General features: G+C 65.8%; 18 protein-coding genes. 11 read left to right on the top strand and 7 right to left on the bottom strand.

What is annotated here, in order from left to right:
• Positions 1-76: 76 nt before the first annotated feature.
• Both AB0D85_RS18060 and AB0D85_RS18065 read right to left on the bottom strand, forming a co-directional pair.
• Positions 77-304 carry a hypothetical protein gene (locus AB0D85_RS18060; protein ID WP_362320899.1) on the bottom strand — a complete coding sequence of 76 codons (228 nt, stop codon included), beginning with the start codon at positions 302-304 and terminating at the stop codon, positions 77-79.
• Entirely contained in the window at positions 301-663 is a 363-nt protein-coding gene (locus tag AB0D85_RS18065) for a hypothetical protein (RefSeq protein WP_362320902.1), read from the bottom strand. Before AB0D85_RS18065 ends, AB0D85_RS18060 begins: the two co-directional genes overlap by 4 nt.
• Before the next feature lie 318 nt (positions 664-981).
• Here AB0D85_RS18065 and AB0D85_RS18070 point away from each other — a divergent pair, with 318 nt between their 5' ends.
• The 5 genes from AB0D85_RS18070 to AB0D85_RS18090 all read left to right on the top strand — a co-directional run bounded on the left by AB0D85_RS18070 (position 982) and on the right by AB0D85_RS18090 (position 4,500).
• The gene (locus tag AB0D85_RS18070; RefSeq protein WP_362320905.1) at positions 982-1,698 is read left to right on the top strand and encodes a DUF5919 domain-containing protein; all 717 of its coding nucleotides are present in this window, start codon (positions 982-984) and stop codon (positions 1,696-1,698) included.
• Entirely contained in the window at positions 1,691-2,158 is a 468-nt protein-coding gene (locus AB0D85_RS18075) for an NUDIX domain-containing protein (protein WP_362320908.1), read from the top strand. Before AB0D85_RS18070 ends, AB0D85_RS18075 begins: the two co-directional genes overlap by 8 nt.
• 67 nt (positions 2,159-2,225) lie before the next feature.
• Positions 2,226-2,735 (top strand): hypothetical protein, encoded by a 510-nt coding sequence (locus AB0D85_RS18080; protein WP_362320911.1) that lies wholly within the window; start codon positions 2,226-2,228, stop codon positions 2,733-2,735.
• 758 nt (positions 2,736-3,493) lie between these two features.
• Positions 3,494-3,970, top strand: coding sequence for a winged helix-turn-helix domain-containing protein (locus AB0D85_RS18085; protein ID WP_362320914.1), 477 nt, complete (start codon positions 3,494-3,496; stop codon positions 3,968-3,970).
• Positions 3,895-4,500 carry a transposase gene (locus tag AB0D85_RS18090; protein ID WP_362320917.1) on the top strand — a complete coding sequence of 202 codons (606 nt, stop codon included), beginning with the start codon at positions 3,895-3,897 and terminating at the stop codon, positions 4,498-4,500. The genes AB0D85_RS18085 and AB0D85_RS18090 overlap by 76 nt, the downstream gene beginning before the upstream one ends.
• Here AB0D85_RS18090 and AB0D85_RS18095 read toward each other — a convergent pair.
• A complete protein-coding gene (locus AB0D85_RS18095; RefSeq protein WP_362320920.1) occupies positions 4,458-5,099 on the bottom strand; it encodes a HEAT repeat domain-containing protein in 642 nt (213 codons plus the stop codon). The two genes, AB0D85_RS18090 and AB0D85_RS18095, sit on opposite strands and share 43 nt — an antisense overlap.
• A 46-nt stretch (positions 5,100-5,145) precedes the next feature.
• Between AB0D85_RS18095 and AB0D85_RS18100 the strand changes: the two genes are divergently transcribed.
• From AB0D85_RS18100 to AB0D85_RS18110, 3 genes are all read left to right on the top strand, one after another.
• Entirely contained in the window at positions 5,146-5,925 is a 780-nt protein-coding gene (locus tag AB0D85_RS18100) for a polymorphic toxin-type HINT domain-containing protein (protein WP_362320923.1), read from the top strand.
• A gap of 191 nt (positions 5,926-6,116) precedes the next feature.
• Entirely contained in the window at positions 6,117-6,392 is a 276-nt protein-coding gene (locus AB0D85_RS18105; RefSeq protein ID WP_362321352.1) for an Imm1 family immunity protein, read from the top strand.
• Between the two features lie 596 nt (positions 6,393-6,988).
• Complete coding sequence (locus AB0D85_RS18110; protein WP_362320926.1) at positions 6,989-7,669, top strand: hypothetical protein; 681 nt, start codon at positions 6,989-6,991, stop codon at positions 7,667-7,669.
• Between the two features lie 209 nt (positions 7,670-7,878).
• Here AB0D85_RS18110 and AB0D85_RS18115 read toward each other — a convergent pair whose 3' ends face one another.
• Complete coding sequence (locus tag AB0D85_RS18115) at positions 7,879-8,595, bottom strand: class I SAM-dependent methyltransferase (protein WP_362320930.1); 717 nt, start codon at positions 8,593-8,595, stop codon at positions 7,879-7,881.
• Between the two features lie 25 nt (positions 8,596-8,620).
• Positions 8,621-8,935, bottom strand: coding sequence for a hypothetical protein (locus AB0D85_RS18120; protein ID WP_362320933.1), 315 nt, complete (start codon positions 8,933-8,935; stop codon positions 8,621-8,623).
• Positions 8,936-9,437: 502 nt separating this feature from the next.
• Between AB0D85_RS18120 and AB0D85_RS18125 the strand changes: the two genes are divergently transcribed.
• Positions 9,438-10,343 (top strand): transcriptional regulator, encoded by a 906-nt coding sequence (locus AB0D85_RS18125; protein WP_362320936.1) that lies wholly within the window; start codon positions 9,438-9,440, stop codon positions 10,341-10,343.
• 61 nt (positions 10,344-10,404) lie between these two features.
• On the opposite strand, the gene AB0D85_RS18130 is transcribed toward AB0D85_RS18125, so the two are convergent.
• Complete coding sequence (locus tag AB0D85_RS18130; RefSeq protein WP_362320939.1) at positions 10,405-10,836, bottom strand: hypothetical protein; 432 nt, start codon at positions 10,834-10,836, stop codon at positions 10,405-10,407.
• Between the two features lie 848 nt (positions 10,837-11,684).
• Positions 11,685-12,128, bottom strand: a complete 444-nt coding sequence (locus AB0D85_RS18135; protein ID WP_362320942.1) for a hypothetical protein — start codon at positions 12,126-12,128, stop codon at positions 11,685-11,687.
• A 207-nt stretch (positions 12,129-12,335) separates the two neighbouring features.
• Between AB0D85_RS18135 and AB0D85_RS18140 the strand changes: the two genes are divergently transcribed.
• Both AB0D85_RS18140 and AB0D85_RS18145 read left to right on the top strand, forming a co-directional pair.
• A complete protein-coding gene (locus AB0D85_RS18140; RefSeq protein ID WP_362320945.1) occupies positions 12,336-13,286 on the top strand; it encodes a hypothetical protein in 951 nt (316 codons plus the stop codon).
• On the top strand, positions 13,283-15,148 hold the full coding sequence (locus AB0D85_RS18145; protein ID WP_362320947.1) for an insulinase family protein: 1,866 nt from the start codon (positions 13,283-13,285) through the stop codon (positions 15,146-15,148). The genes AB0D85_RS18140 and AB0D85_RS18145 overlap by 4 nt, the downstream gene beginning before the upstream one ends.

Consider the following 15,148-nt stretch of genomic DNA (forward strand, 5'->3'; position numbering starts at 1 on the left):
GCCATGAGGGAAGATGCACGGGCGGGGCGGCCGACACGCTGAGCGTTGTTGCTCGCCGTCACTCAGCGGGCCGGGGTCATTCGTCCCGGGTGACGCGGGCGTAGTCGGTCGCGACGCGGCGGAAGAGGTCATGGCCCGTACGGCCGGTATGACGCAGGCACCAGTTCTGGGCCGTTTCCTGTTCCTCCTGGAGGCCGGATGTCTCGTCGCACCCGGACCTCACACAGAAGGCCTCGAAGGTGACTCCGCCGTCCGGTGCATGCCGGATCGTGTGGGGTACGTAGCGCAGAACGACGCGGCTCATGCGGATGTCTCAACGGGACGCGAGGGGTCGTCTTCGTCCTCGTCCTCGATCACGTCGGGGTCATTCCATGCGGGATCGGGCAGGCGTGCGCCCCGGCTTTCCGCGACGCGGTGCACGTCGGTGAGAGCTTCGGCCAACTGAACGGCCAGCAAGTGGAGTTCACCCGGTGTCCATGAGCGCCCGTCGAGGATTCTCCTGGCTTCCTTCAGGAGGCCGGCGGCCAGGCCGAGTTGCACCGCCTCCATGTTGTCCGCGAGACGCGAGAGATAGTTCCCGGAGCCGTCCCCGGCGAGATAGCACGGCTTGCCTTCCGGACCCGCCCACGGCAGGAGTCGCACTACGTTGATGTGTCCGCTCACGCCGACGCCTCCACACCGTGGATCATGCGCGCGGATTGGTGGCACCTCGGAGAAGGGGGCCGGAGCCGCAACGGCGACTCGGCGAAGCGGGCGATACCTTTGCTCATGTCGACCTGCTCTTTCAGGTTGTCCATGCCCCCGGACCGTTCGCGCGGTCGCGGGGGTTTTGTCTCTCACCACACTTCCGTCCCCGGTGGTGCGTTCCTACTTCGTTCCGCGACCGTTAGGCACGGAGTACGCCTACCGTGTGAAGCGTGCCTAACGTCCCTGGGGGTACCAGTGAACGAGGCTCTACGCCGTGCGATGCTCCAAGCCCGCATGACAGACCGTCAGTTGGCGGAGAAGTGCGACGTCGATATCAAGACCGTTGGCCGATGGATTACCGAGACAGGGCGGGTTCCCCGTGCCCGCCACCGGTGGGCCGTCTGCGAAGCACTCGGGGAGGATGAAGCGGTGTTGTGGCCGGCAGCAGCGAAGAAGGCGATCAAGGTTGGTCCGGACCGTGAGGTCGTATCCGTCTATCCGTACCGGTCCGGTTGTCCGGCCTCTCTCTGGCGGTCACTGATCACCAAGGCCGAACGAGAGCTGACCTTCGCCGGGTACACCAACTACTTCCTGTGGCTGGAACAGGCCCGGTTCGGCACCGCGCTGCGGCGGAAGGCCGCACAGGGGTGCCGAGTCCGGTTTCTGATCGGTGACCCCGACAGTGATGTGACGCGGTCGCGTGAGCGGGATGAAGACGTTGCGCTCACTCTGTCCACCCGTATTCGCGTGACGCTCGCCGAGCTTGAGAAGATCAGAAGCCGGCCGGGCATTGAGGCGAGGTACAGCGACGGCCACGCCCACCTGTCCGTGTTCCGCTTCGATGACGACATGATCGTCACGCCCTTGCTGACGCACCGGGTCGGACACGACGCCCCCACGCTGCATCTGCGTCGTCACCAGGACGACGGCATGTTTGATCGCTTCGCGTCACACGTCGACGAACTGTGGAACCGGGGTACTCCGGTATGGGAAGGGGAAGCGAATGGCTAGGCGCGATTACGAGGACGATCCCGACGCGCCGGCCGCGAACAGCCTGGTTCCCGCCGCCTCCACAGTCGTTGTCGACGACACCGGGCGCATCCTCCTCCAGCGTCGCCGTGACAACGGCATGTGGGCCCTGCCCGGCGGTGCCATGAACATCGGAGAGTCGCTGCCCGACTGCGCCGTCCGCGAGACCCGCGAAGAGACCGGATTCGATGTCGAGATCGTCGGCATCGTCGGCACGTACACCAACCCTGGCCACGTCTTCGCCTATGACGACGGCGAGGTACGGCAGGAGTTCTCCATCTGCTTCCTGGCGCGGCCCGTAGCCGGGCGACTGGCGGTGTCCGAAGAATCGACGGATGTCCGCTGGTTCCGGCCCGAGGAGATTGACGCGCTGCCGATACTGCCCAGCATCCGCAAGCGCGTGAACGACTGGCGCGACGGCAACATGCCCGCAGCCCGATAGCCGGAAGAGGCGAGAACGCGAAGCACCCGCCCAGAATTGATGATTTGGTACGTGATGGGAGGCAATGATGCTGCTCTGGGACTACGAGAGCGATGGCTGGGATTCGTTGATCTCAGGCATGACCGAAGAGTTGCGAAGGGATTTGTCTCTCACCTGCATCGAGGGTACGACGGAAAGCTTTCACCCCTCGCTTGAAGCATCGTTCCGTGCCCATACTGTCAACTTCATTAGGGCTGCCTTGCGAGACTTCAGGGATAATTTGGGGGATTCTGCTTCCAGTATCGCTGTGAGGGATGAAGAGGTGTTCTTTGACGACCTTCATGCCTTGATCGATGAAGATCCAGCGCCAGGTCTCGCTGCACTCGTGATGGCTTTTTCCGATTATGCAGATTGCTTGCGGAATCGGCCACTGGGTAACGAGGATGTTCTGGGTATTCTTTCATCCTGTTATGAGGCAATCCTCAACGAGGAACGCATTCCAAGAGTTACCCCCGAAACTGAACGCGAAAACGAGAATTGTCGACGTGCGCTTGAAGCCCAACGTGACATGGTGATCAATTTCTCCAGGCGACAGTGATGCAGTAGCTGCACCGATCTGTAGCGAGGATTCGCGGCACTGTATCGATGGTCTGCAATGCCCGTGGGCGTGTTGGCGGTTCGCTCTCCGACTTGCACCCAACGACCTGCCTGCGTCCGCGCTGGCTCAACGAAGGCGCTCGCTGGCTCTTTCGTTGAGCCGCTTCTCCAGTGGAAGATGTTCGGGTTCGCGGACTCGTCGATCAAGGGCGCAGCCGCGATCGACAGGATGCGAGAGTCTACGCCGACCATCGACGCCTTGTGCCTGATGCGCTTGCTGCCGTTGCTTGACGTGCTTGAGTCCTCGGCGCGACAGCCGGTTGACGACGTCATTCACGGATGCCTGGGCTCCGATGGGATCGCTGACAGCGTCCTGATCAGCCTCGACGAATTCTGCGAAGCAGTCGGGCAGTTGGAGGCTGCGGCGGATGTTGAGCGTGCCGGTGGCCGCGTCGAGGCAGACGGTCGTGCGCGGGTGCGTCGTAGCGCGGGAATGAGTGGCTACCGCGGATGGGTGCCTTCTCGGCCGGGCCCCTGGAGAACCCTGGTCCGGCGAAGCTGCACGACCGAGGAGGGACTCACCCGCTTCGGCCGGTCGTGTGCCGATAGGCCGGTCGGTAACCCGCACAACAGGGAGGGCTGTTGCCGCTGAGGTTGAAAAGGCGGGGTGACAGCGGGCGTTGGCGGTGCTACATCCTCGTCATGAGGTAAGCGGATCGCGGCGGCCTGACCGCTGCGGGGCGGGCGAAGCGCGAGGCAGTGCGCTTCGAGGCCGCGGAGATGTTCGAGCGAGGCGTGCGTCCGCTGGAAGTGGCCCGCAGGTTACGGGTGTCGCGGAAGTCGGCGTACGCCTGGCGCGAGGGCGGCAGCGCGGCCCTGGCCTTCAGGGGGCCCGGCGGCTTCCCGTGTCAGCTCGGCGATGTACAGGCGGAACGACTGCAGGCCGAGCTGGAGGCGGGGCGGGCGGCGCATGGCTGGGCGGAGGACCAGCGGTGGACACTGGCGAGAGTCGCGGAGCTGATCCATGGCCTGTCCGGCTACCGGTACACCCTGCGTGGGGTGTCGTATCTGCTGCACCGGCTGGGCTGGTCACCGCAGGTCCCCGCGCACAGGGCCGTCGAGCGCGATGAGCGGGCAGTGGCCAGGTGGCGGACGGAGCAGTGGTCACGGGTAAGAGGACGGCCCAGCTCCTGGGCGCGTGGATCGTCTTCGAGGACGAAGCCGGGCAGGATCTGAAGCCCGGCAAGGGCCGCACCTGGTTAAGGCGGGGCACGACGCCGCTGGTCAAAGTGGTGGGCAAGGGTTCGGGCCGGGTCCTGATGGCCGGGATGATCTGCGTCCGGCCAGGCCACGAGACCCGTCTGATCTACCGGACCCAGACGTACCGGGGCCGTACGGGCGAGAAGAAGGGCTTCAGGGCCCGCGAGTTCGCGGACCTGTTGGCCTCTGCCCGCCGGCAGCTCGGCGACGTCTCGCTGATCGTGGTGTGGGACAACGCCAGCACCCATCAAGCCAAGCCCCTGCGGGAGTTCTGCGAGCGCAACAGCGACTGGCTGACCATCGTCAAGCTCCCGCCCCACGCGCCCGACCTCAACCCCGTCGAAGGCGTCTGGGCTCACGCGAAGAAGTCCCTGGCCAACCTCGCACCTCGCGCTAAGGCAGAGTCCCGGCAGGGGGCCACTGCCGATGAAATGGTGGCTGTCACCTCGGTGAGTGATGGTCGCTACCTCGTCTGTCTGTTCATCGTTGTTCCTTTTTGGCCCTGATGCCGTTTCTCCAGGGACGCGGCCGCGGCATCGGCCACGTCCGTCCTGGGGCCTGCTGCACAGGACTCCAGGAACGTATGGACTCGGTCACCGGGCCATTCTGTGGCCCCGACCGCGGCCCAGTAACGTAGCCCGTCATACGGATCCAGCGGATCGAGGAAGTCCAGGAGGCGGTTGACGCTCCCGGCGTCCGGAACCGCGTGTAATGCGGCAATGGCGCGAAGGACACCGTCGACAAGCGATGGATCTCCACGATCCAGACACCATTCCAGTGGGGCTGCGAAACCGTCTTGAGAGCTTCGCAGCCGTACGATCGAGTCCCCCAGGGCCAGGTACAGGGCGGTGTCGTCCGTGGGTTCCTGGGCTATTTCGGCCAGGAGTCCGATGGCGGGCCGGTAACCGCATGCCCCGAGGGACATGATTATTTCGTACTGGGTTTCCCAGGTACGGCGGTCGCCGATTTCGCGTTGGAGTGCGTGCAGCAGCGCCGGGCCCGCTGTTTCATTCGCCAGTTTGCCAAGCCGCTTCGCGGCCGAACGACGTTTCGCCGATGCTCTGTTGCTGAGCTGATTGATCGCCTCTTCCAATGTCAGCGCCATCGTCCATCCTGCTGAGAGTCCTTGACCGTGCATCAAACGCTAGACGATGTGGAAAGCGGGCCCGGGTCATGGCGCGGTCCACCAGTCGGCGACGGTGGCGGCGGTCAGCGATGCGACCACGGCCCATCACGCCAAGGTCGCGGAGAAGGCCGGGAACCGGGACGCGCGTCTGACGACGACGTTCCACCACCCCTTCTACGACGAGACCCAGTCGGCCTTCGTCGAGGCCAAGGACCTCAAGGCCGGCGACGTCCTCCAGACCCCGACCGGCACGGCCGAGGTCACGAGGGTGCGCCTGTACCACGCGCACACCACGACGTACGACCTCACGATCGGCACCCTCCACACCTACTATGTGGAGGCTGGCACGACCCCGGTCCTCGTCCACAATTGCGATGATGGAGAACTCCGGGATCTCCATAGCAAGCTTCCACAGAGGTCTGCAGGCGGACAAACTTCGGGCATTGCCAGGGATGGCAATGGCAACACGAGCAGCGTCATTACGAGCGACAAGGGGGCCCACAGGAATCTGATCGATCGAGCGAATAGCCGATTGAGCCAGTGGGGCTTCAATGCGCCTGCTGCGCGCGCCAGTGATGTCGAGCAAAAGGTTGCCGCCAGTATGCTCAATCCAGACGGAAGTTCGCGCATTGCAAGTGCAGACCTGGTGATCAATCACCCGGGCGGCCCGTGCACGGAGCCCTGGGGTGCGATATGGTGCTGCCATATATCCTCAACAAGGGGCAAACGCTATCGGTTCACTTTATTGACGACCTCGGGTGTGTGGAACAGCCATGTATACCAAGGGTTGGCTGACTTTGGCTAAGAAGGGATACGTGCGATGGTGATCGACAATCGGCTGGAGGCTCGTTATCGTCGCACTGACATGCAGAACCCTGTTCTGCTTTCCACGTCGGATGACGTGGATCGCCTCATCGATGCTCTGTTGACGGGGCCGGCACTCCATGACGCGGCACATATCCTGTCAAGGGCTCGATCACGAATGTCGGCAGGGATATTAATGTGGGTGCGCTAGCTCTAACGGCGCCCGAGGTCGGACATATTGCTTCAGTGGGTGCCCCTGGCTCTCGCAGGGGTGTCGCATACCATGTCGCCGGGCATTGGGCTGAGTTTCCAGATGATTCGGAGATTCCAGTCCTTTTCGTTCGAGAGGCGGTTAAGGAGTTATTGCACTCCGGGGGAAGTATTCCGACTTGCGTTGAATGGAAGCCCTTTGAAATTGCCGATGAAGGTGTCGAGGATGACCCTTGGGGGTCCCTTCCTGACCAGTAAACCTCGGCGCGATGCCCAAGTCATACCGGCAGAAGCGCTGAACTTGGTCGATCTCCAGGCCAAGGTGCTGGGCATCTTGACGGCAGCGCTAGTGGATGGTGGCGAGATATGTTTCCTCAAGTCGGCAGTGAAGTCATCGTCTCGTGTGAGTCGGCAAGTGCTCGGGTCGCTGCGGTAAATTCACGGTATATTACGCTGGAATGGCCGTGGAGGGTGATCGACAACTCCACGAATTTCCGGTGGAACGGAATGTTTTCGTTGCCGTACGGTGAATCTCATTCGGAATGGGTCCCGTATCAACTTGAGCCGGCCGCGTCCGAGCTTCGCGCGGGAGACGTCTGTACGGTTTCTATCCCGCCAACGCGTCTGTATGTAGGGCATTACGAGGAGTATAATCCTCCGCGCAATCTGGGCTGGGCTCCTGCACCCACTGCCGGCATCTATGTGATCCCGCCGGAAAACTCTGACGACGAGGACGCGGGATGCATGCTCTATCTAGGGGGTGCTGATCCTATTCACGTAGAGCCAGCCGAGGACTGAGATGAACTCCGAAATGTTCACTTCCTTGCATTCTTGGGATACCGGCGAGTGTGGTGGTGAGCCCGGTGGACTGGCGTTTTGACGACGTGTTGACGGCGGAGATCCGGAGAATGGACCGGGCTCAGCGGCACAAGGTCGTACTTTTTGCATTGCGCCGACTGCAGGCACCGCTGACGGACATCAGCATGCCGGAGGAGTGGGGCGTTGACCCAGCAGAGGTTGAGGTTCTCCTCCGCCAAGGTGCATCCCGGTTGGATGGTGAGACTGACAATTCCTTCCAGCAGGCCCTTGACTGGCTTAGCCAGGCACCCCTGTTCGGGTTGGAGCTCGATCCAGAGATTGCCGAGAGTTTCCAACTGGAAGCCCTCGGCGGTTGGATGATGGCGAGTGAGGCCGTGGGCGAGATGAGCGAGGGCCAAACGGACACCATCATCGTCCTCACCCGGGAACTGGCCGACTACCTTGACAGGTGCCTGAACGACACGCTGACAGTAGTGGCGGGAGACGAAGACCGCGAGCGCTACCTTGCGAACGTCGCCGTCCCTCTCCGAGCTTACGGCTTGGGCTATTTCGCCACCAGGAATCTCGAAGTCGAGGGGCAGTGCCACGAGGCAATCGTGGCTACCACGGACGGCACGGAATTGCTGAACTCCGCGACCGGACGTGATCTGTTGGCCCTCTGTGACGAATACAGCCGCGAGATGGTTTCGGTGCTCAAAGCGTTCCCATCCGACTGAGGTGCGGGTCGATCGCTGCAGACAGAAGTGCCGAACGCGATATCAAGCGGTCCGCCGCCCTGCGTGGGCCGGTCGGCTGGCGTGCTACGGATCGGGGCGATGCACTTGGGCGAGCCGGTGAAGCTGTGTGGAGTCGGACAGCCCCGTGGCTTCTTCCCGAAGTGCGACTGGACTTCGCAGTCCCCGCTGGCAGAGAGGGTGCCCGGCACTCAGCCTCGGCTGTACCGGGCCACCGTGTAGGCGGTCGAGCCGGTGAGCCCTTCCCCAGTGCCATCGGTCATGTCCAGCACCTCAAAGCCGGCACTCTCCGCGTAACGCTCCAGCTCGCGGGGGAACAGAACGCGCCTGCGGATCTCGTCCTGGGCCTCGTCGCCGGAGGGGAGCACCCAGTGCCGGTACATGGTGTTGATCTGGGTCCGAAGGTCCCACTCGTGGCGGATGGTGACTGTCGCGGGTCCAGTCGAGGTGTCCACCGTGGCCGCGACCGGCTCGGGTCCGGTCAGTGGGGCGACAGGGGAGCACAGCGCGAGCAGGGCGCCCGGCCGGGCGTGGGCCGCGAAGGTCGCGAAGACCTGACTGATCTCCTCGTTGTCGTGCACGTAGGCCAGGCTGTTGCCCATACAGGTCACCACGTCCATGCGCCTGCGGAGTCGTACGGTGCGCATGTCCCCGGCACGGATGTCCAACCCCGGCCGGGTTCGGTGGGCGTAGTCGACCATGCCGGGCTGGAGGTCCACGCCGATGCACTCGAAGTGCTTGGCCAGAATCTCCAGATCCCGCCCGGTCCCGCATCCGAAGTCGACCAGTGTTCGGGCGTCCGGCCGGTACGACTCGATCAGCGCCTGGCACATCCCGGCACTCGTGCTGTCGGACTGGACCACGTCATAGAGCTCCGGGTCCCGATAGAGGAGATTCGTGGCTTCCACGTGCTCGGCTTCCGTGTCGGGTCGGTCACATGAGGCTCCGCAGTCCGACCTCCAGGGCGAGCACATCGCACAGCAGATCGGGGACGACTGAAGCGGAGTCGGCATCCCTCCGTGCGTCAGCGAGCGCCTTCCCGTCAACGTATCCGAGATCCACCAGGATGGACTCCTTCACCATGTCTTCCAGCGCGGCCAGGCCGTAGGAACGCAGACCCTTCTCCAGGACAGCCAGGAAGTTCTCCGGCTCGGCCGGCGCTGCCACCCACCCGGGCAGCCCGGCCCGCCTGATCCGTTCACGGAACAGCGCCTTGCCGCGCTTGTGCTCGTGCGGTAGCTGCTCCATGAACCGCACGATCCGCGGGTGCACGAGCGGACTCATCGGCCAGACTCCGGCCCGGAGGAATCCGGGGATGTGCATCCCGAACGCCATCAGGGTCGGCACGGGCAGCACCGGGATGGGGGGCCAGGTGCTCGTTCACCTCGGCGAGCGATCGGGTCGCCAAGTCGCCGAGCCACGGCACGGGTTCCGGTTTCGGCAGCTCGGCCTGCGTCCGAGAGTGATGAGCGTTGATCTCGTCCCCGCCGCTGCCGGTGAACATGACCTCGCACCGCCGGGCGGCCGCCTGCTCGCGTACGAGGTCGAACGCCTCCTGGTAGAAAGCTCCCGCCGGGTCATGCGGCTTGCCCAGGGCGCGCACGCCTCCGGGGCAGAAGGGTGGATGCCGTATGGCGGGGGTGGCCGTGTCTTGGAAGCCGCAGTACTCCACGAGAGCCCGGCGCCGCGCGCACTGCTGCCTGCCAGTGCCTCCACCCACTAGCAACCCGAAGCTGTACACCTCAGGGAAGTGAGCGGCCTTCACGGCCAGGGCTACATTTCCGGAGTCCGCGCCGCCCGACAGCCCGACGCCCACGCACCCGGTTGCCGTCGGCGCCTGACGGATCACGTCAGTCAGCAGCCCGTCCAGAGCGGCGAGTGGATCAACGCCGGGCCGCAACGTACGCGGCTCAAGCACGTGTTCGGCAGGCTCTGGGACCTGGTCTACCTGACCGGCTACATGGCCGTGGACGAAGGTCTGCACGGTCTTGCGCAGCGCTACTACGTCAAGGCTTTGGAACTGGCGGGTGCGGCCGGGGATCACCTGACGTACTGCACGACCCTGCGAGGGATGAGCGTCCAGGCGGTCGACCTCCGCCACGGAGCGAAAGCCATGGAACTGGCCGATGCCGCTGCCGCCGCCTCCCCGAAGGCCGGGCCCCGGATGCGGGCCTTCCTCGTCGGTCAGCAGGCTCACGCCGCCGCACAGACGGGCGACCGGACGGGCGCGCTGCGCTACATCCGCGAGGCCGAAGCGGCCATGGACCGTGCCGAGTCACGCGGAAAGGCGTTCGGCTCGTACGATCCCTCTTCGCTCAACTACCACGTCAGCCAAGTACGTTACGAACTCGGTGACAGGATCGGAGCCGTCGAAGCCATGCAACAAGCGGACCGGCTCCGCCCCAGCGTGTACCAGTGCACTCGAGTACACCGTCGTGGCCTGTTGGCCGAGCGGCAACTGGAGCTCGGCCACTTGGAAGCGGCCTGCGCCACCTGGCACCAGGCCCTCGACGACTACCCCAAGGTGCAGTCAGGCCGCGCCGACGACCGCGTGAAGGCGATGGTCGGTCTCCTGCGCCCTCATCTGAAGAACACGGCGGCCCGCGACCTGTATGAGCGGGCACGGACGATCGCGCCACCCCCGCTGGTTGCCTGATTCCTCGCGGCTTCAAGCTCAGCCACAGAAAGCAAAGCCAGCCACGCCTTTTCGTCCAGGATCAGAAGATGGCCCAGGCTTCCCTCGGCAGGTAGTGGTAGACGTCGTCCATGGCCTCGGCGGCAAGGAAGACGGGGCGCGTGAGCAAATGATCGCCGGCTCGCTGTACGCAGAGAACCACCCCAAGAGTCAGCGATCCAGGCTCCGCGCCCGGCAGATAGAAGAGCTCCGCAAATGCTTCCCGGCTTTCCGCGCGATCGAACAGCCACTGTTCCAACTCGGAGGGAACCTGTCCGACCAACGCCCTCTCATCCGAATGGACCTGTGGTCCCCGGCGCGCATCGAGCGAGACGCCACACAAACCCTCAGCCGCGAAGTAGAGCTTCAGACCCAATGTGGAGTACGTGTGGCATGTGACGTCCCAACGCGCGCAATGTTCACGCACGGTCGCGGAGACACCGCCGAGTGCAGCGGGCGCCTCGTCGGCAGTCATTCCAAACCGCAGTGGACCCACGCTCACGAACGGACCGAAGGTCCACTGCTGTCGTTCACAGTCCGGCAAAACATCCCACAAGCCCATGCGCCGCAGCCTACGACGTGGCGCACGGCCAGGTTCCAGGGCCCCGCTCAACGCAACCGCATGATCGGCCGGACAGCTCCCAGCCCTGCACGGTCACCGCTCGCGGACCGTTCGAACGTCGAGACCGTGGTTGTGGATCGAAGCGAAGAGGAGACCATGCCTTCTGCTGGACGACAGATCCAGGTGCTGTTGTTGCCCGAAGACGAAGATCAAGTAATGCGAGCGATTCAGGCCATACATCCGGAGGTGCAACTCATCGACTATGTCCCATGGGTGGATGAGGAAACCCCGCCCGTGCGGGAGTCGGTCGGTTGCTGTGGAACCATCGCGACCATTTGGAACCCCACCCTTCATCCCAGATTGCCTGTGCGTGTCGGTTCGGATGGTGCGATTACTGGACCTGGAGTCGGGCCTGTAATCCAATGGGTGAGAAGTTTGGAGAAGGCGCCCGGAATCCTGGACAAGGAAAGGGATCCGGAAATGGCCTCCTTTATCAACTCCCTTTGGAGGGTACTGAATCGCTTCACTGTAAATCGATTGGAGCGTACAAAAGGGGCGGGACCGGATGCTTCTCCTGTTGCTCCTGAGCGACGTTTCAGGGTGGGTCGGAAGGCTGCACAGCGGGCATTGGAGGGCAGCCTGATGCTCCGGTCGGGGGCGATGTATATGCGCCCTGAGGTCGGCTGAGGCGATGACTCGTACGTCGTGCGTCCATCACGCGGAACTCGACGGCGAACGACATCGGACTCGACCTCACCGCGTCACCGCGTCACCGCCAACCCCGCCACGAACCGCGGCCCGTCCCCCCGGTGCTGCACCGGGAACGTCACCTTGAGGCCGCCCTCCTGTCCTGCCACCGACAGGTGCGTGACGTACTGCATCCCCAGGAACGCCTTCTTCGAGCCGCCCGCCGAGACGTACGGCCGGGGCAGGTTCAGCAGCAGCTTGCCCGGTCTGCCGCCCCGGTTGCCGTCGAAGAAGAGGAGGCGCTGGTCGGTCATGACTATGTACAGCGGGCGGGGCGTGACCGTGGCCATGACCGTGCCCGCGGTGAGGATGCCGACCGCGGCCGCGGTGAGGGCCTGCTTGCGGACGGAGACCGAGCCGACGCCCGCGAGGGAGGTGAACTCCACCTGCTCGCCCTGGAGCAGCAAGGGGGCCGCGGTTTCGAGCAGTTGGCGGGCGCGGCGGGCGTTGAGGGCCATGGGGGCTCCAAAGTCGTGAAGAAGGCAGACGGAAGAGAAGGGCCCGCGGTCATGGGCGGGCAGAAGGTGCGCAAGCTAGGGACATCAGGTGAACAGGAGTTGGCCGGACGGTGCGGCAACGGTCAAGCCGTACCCCTGGTTTGACCAGGTCGGAGCCCGTTTCGCCCGGCGGACCCACTGTCACAGCCCTCGCTTAGGATCCGCCGCATGTCGCACCCTTCCGCCCTGCCGCCTCCCGTCTTCGAACTCGCCTCCGCCTTCCCCGAGGCCGCCTGGCTGCAGCAGGCCGCCGCCGTGTCGGACTGGGCGGCGATCCGGCAGTACGTCGACGGGCTGCCGTACGGGACGGACCGCAGCTTCGCCGTCAGCGTGCTCTCGGACGTGGCCGGGATCGAGGAGTGGCTGCGCCCCCTCGTCACCGCCGCTCCCGAGGACGTGCTCGCCCTCACCGTCCTCGGCGCGCGTGAGGTGGGTATCGGCTGGGAGATACGGACCTCGGCGCGTGCCAAGGACGTCAGCCGCGCGCAGTTCGCCGGGCTGCACGCGCATCTGCGGCAGGCCGAGCAGCTGCTGATCCGGGCCACCGCGCTCGACCCGTCGTACGACGCGGCCTGGGCCGAACGGATCACCACCGCCATGGGGTTGCAGCTCGGGCAGAACGAGGCACGGCGCCGTTACGACCGGCTGGCCAAGCACCACCCGCACCACTTCAGCGCGCAGGGACGGTTGTTGCAGCAGCTGTGCCCCAAGTGGAGCGGGAGCTGGGAGGCGGCCCACGGCTTCGCCCGGGAGTGCCTGCTGGCAGCACCCGAGGGGGCCATGAACGGCTGCCTGGTGGCCGAGGTGCACATGGAGCACTGGCTCGCCCTGCGAGGGCAGGAGCGCGAGCAGTATCTGCGCCAGGACCACGTGCGCACCGAACTCGTCGAGGCCGCCGAACGCTCCGCCCTTCACCCGTACTTCCACCGCGGCTACGGCTGGGTCACCGGACAGGGCTACTTCGCCGCGATGTTCTCCCTCATGGGGGACACGGCACGAGCCGCCGCCTGCTTCCGCGCACTCGGCAACCTCGCCTCCAGCTACCCCTGGAGCGACCTGGGCAAAGACGCCGCCGCGACCTACACGAGCCACCGGGACAAAGCCCTCGCCCGAGGATGACCACCGATGCAGAGAACGAACAGAGGCCGAAGATGAACCACCAGGCCCACCAGGCCCACCAGGCCCCTCAGGACGGTCAGGCCCCTCAGGCCCACCACGCTCACCAGGCCTCCGCCGACCCGTCCCGGGCCGCCCTCCACCTCACCCAGGTCGACGGCATTCCCACCCTCTTCGCGTACGCCACCGGGCCGATGCGCGCGGGCCTCGTCTTCCGTGTCGGCGTCGCCGACGAGACCCTCGCCCGCGCCGGCGTCACGCATCTCGTCGAGCACCTCGCCCTGCACCGCCAGGGCCTGGCCGACTACCACTTCAACGGCGCGACCAAGGCCGCCTTCACCCACTTCCACGTGGAGGGCGCCGAACACGAGGTCGTCGCCTACCTCCAGGGCGTCTGCGCCTCCCTCGCCGACCTGCCCATGGACCGCCTGGAGACCGAGAAGGAGATCCTGCGCACCGAGGAGTCCCGGCGGGAGAACCCCCAACTCCCGCTGTGGCGCTACGGAGCCCAGGGGTACGGCCTGGTCAGCTATCCGGAGTGGGGCGTACGGAACCTGCGCCCGGACGACGTACGGCACTGGGCGCACACCTGCTTCACCCAGGGCAACGCCGTGCTGTGGATCGCCGGCGAACGACTGCCCGCCGGGCTGTCGCTCAAGTTGCCCGCAGGGGAACGCCGTCCGATGCCCGTCGCCACCTCCGCGCTTCCCACCACCCCCGCCTACTTCTCGGACGGCCGGGGCGGTGTCCTGCTGGACTCCGTCGTCACCGACACCACCGCCGCCCGGCTGTACGCGGGCGTCCTGGAACGCGAACTCTCCCGCGCACTGCGACAGGAGGGCGGCTATTCATACACGGCGGCCACCGACCACACCTCCCGGCGCGACGGCTTCGCCCTGCTCACCGCCTTCGCGGACGCCCTGCCCGCCAAGCAGGACGCGGTGCTCGGCGGCTTCGTCGACGTCCTCGCCGGGCTCCAGGCGGGCCGGATCGCGCAGAGCGACCTGGAGGCGGTGCGCACACGCCTCGACGCGACCCTGACCGGGGCCGACGCGGCCGTACGACGGCTGCCGGGGGCGGCGGAGGACCTGCTCGCCGGGCGGCCGCAGCGCACTCTCGACGAACTGCGCTCCGAGCTGTGGGCGGTGACGCCGGGTCATCTGCACGCGGTGGCCGTGGAGGCCGCCGGAACGGCGCTGCTGCAGGTGCCCGCGGGCCACAGCGCGGACTGGGCCGGGTACACGGCGGCCCCGACGAGCTCGCCGTACGCGGTCACCGGGCGGCGGTTCGCGTCCGTGGGCGGTGACGGTCCGGCGCTGGTGGTCGGGGACGAGGGCGTCAGCCTGACGGCGGGGACGAAGGACGGGACGCAGCAGGCGGTGACCGTGCTCCACCGTGCCTGTGCCGCCGTACTGAGCTGGCCCGACGGAGGCCGTCGGTTCGTCGGCACCGACGGCATCGTCGTCGAAGTGGAGCCCGCCCTGTACGGCGTCGACGCGCACACGATGGCGGCGATCGACGCCGCCGTACCCCCGGCGGCCGTGGTCCGGCTGCCGCCGCGACAGCAGCCGCCCGCACCGAAGCCGCAGCCGGCCGGCGCGCCCGAGCAGGAGCGGAAGCAGACACCGGCCCGGCCCACCCCTGCCCCCGCCCGGCGCACCGGACGGCAGACGGCCGCACTGGTCGTCTTCGGCCTCCTCGGCGGACTCTTCGCCTTCCTGGCCCTCGCCATGACCGTCTTCGGCGGCAGCGATCCCGAGACCAGCACGGGGGAGTGGATCGCCATCGCGGGCTTCCTGTGGGGCGTCACCGCGCTGTTCGGCTGGCCCGTTCTGCGGATCCTGCGGCGCACCCGGCGGGCGTGA

This window comes from Streptomyces sp. NPDC048277 (assembly GCF_040652235.1).
Taxonomy (GTDB): Bacteria; Actinomycetota; Actinomycetes; order Streptomycetales; family Streptomycetaceae; genus Streptomyces.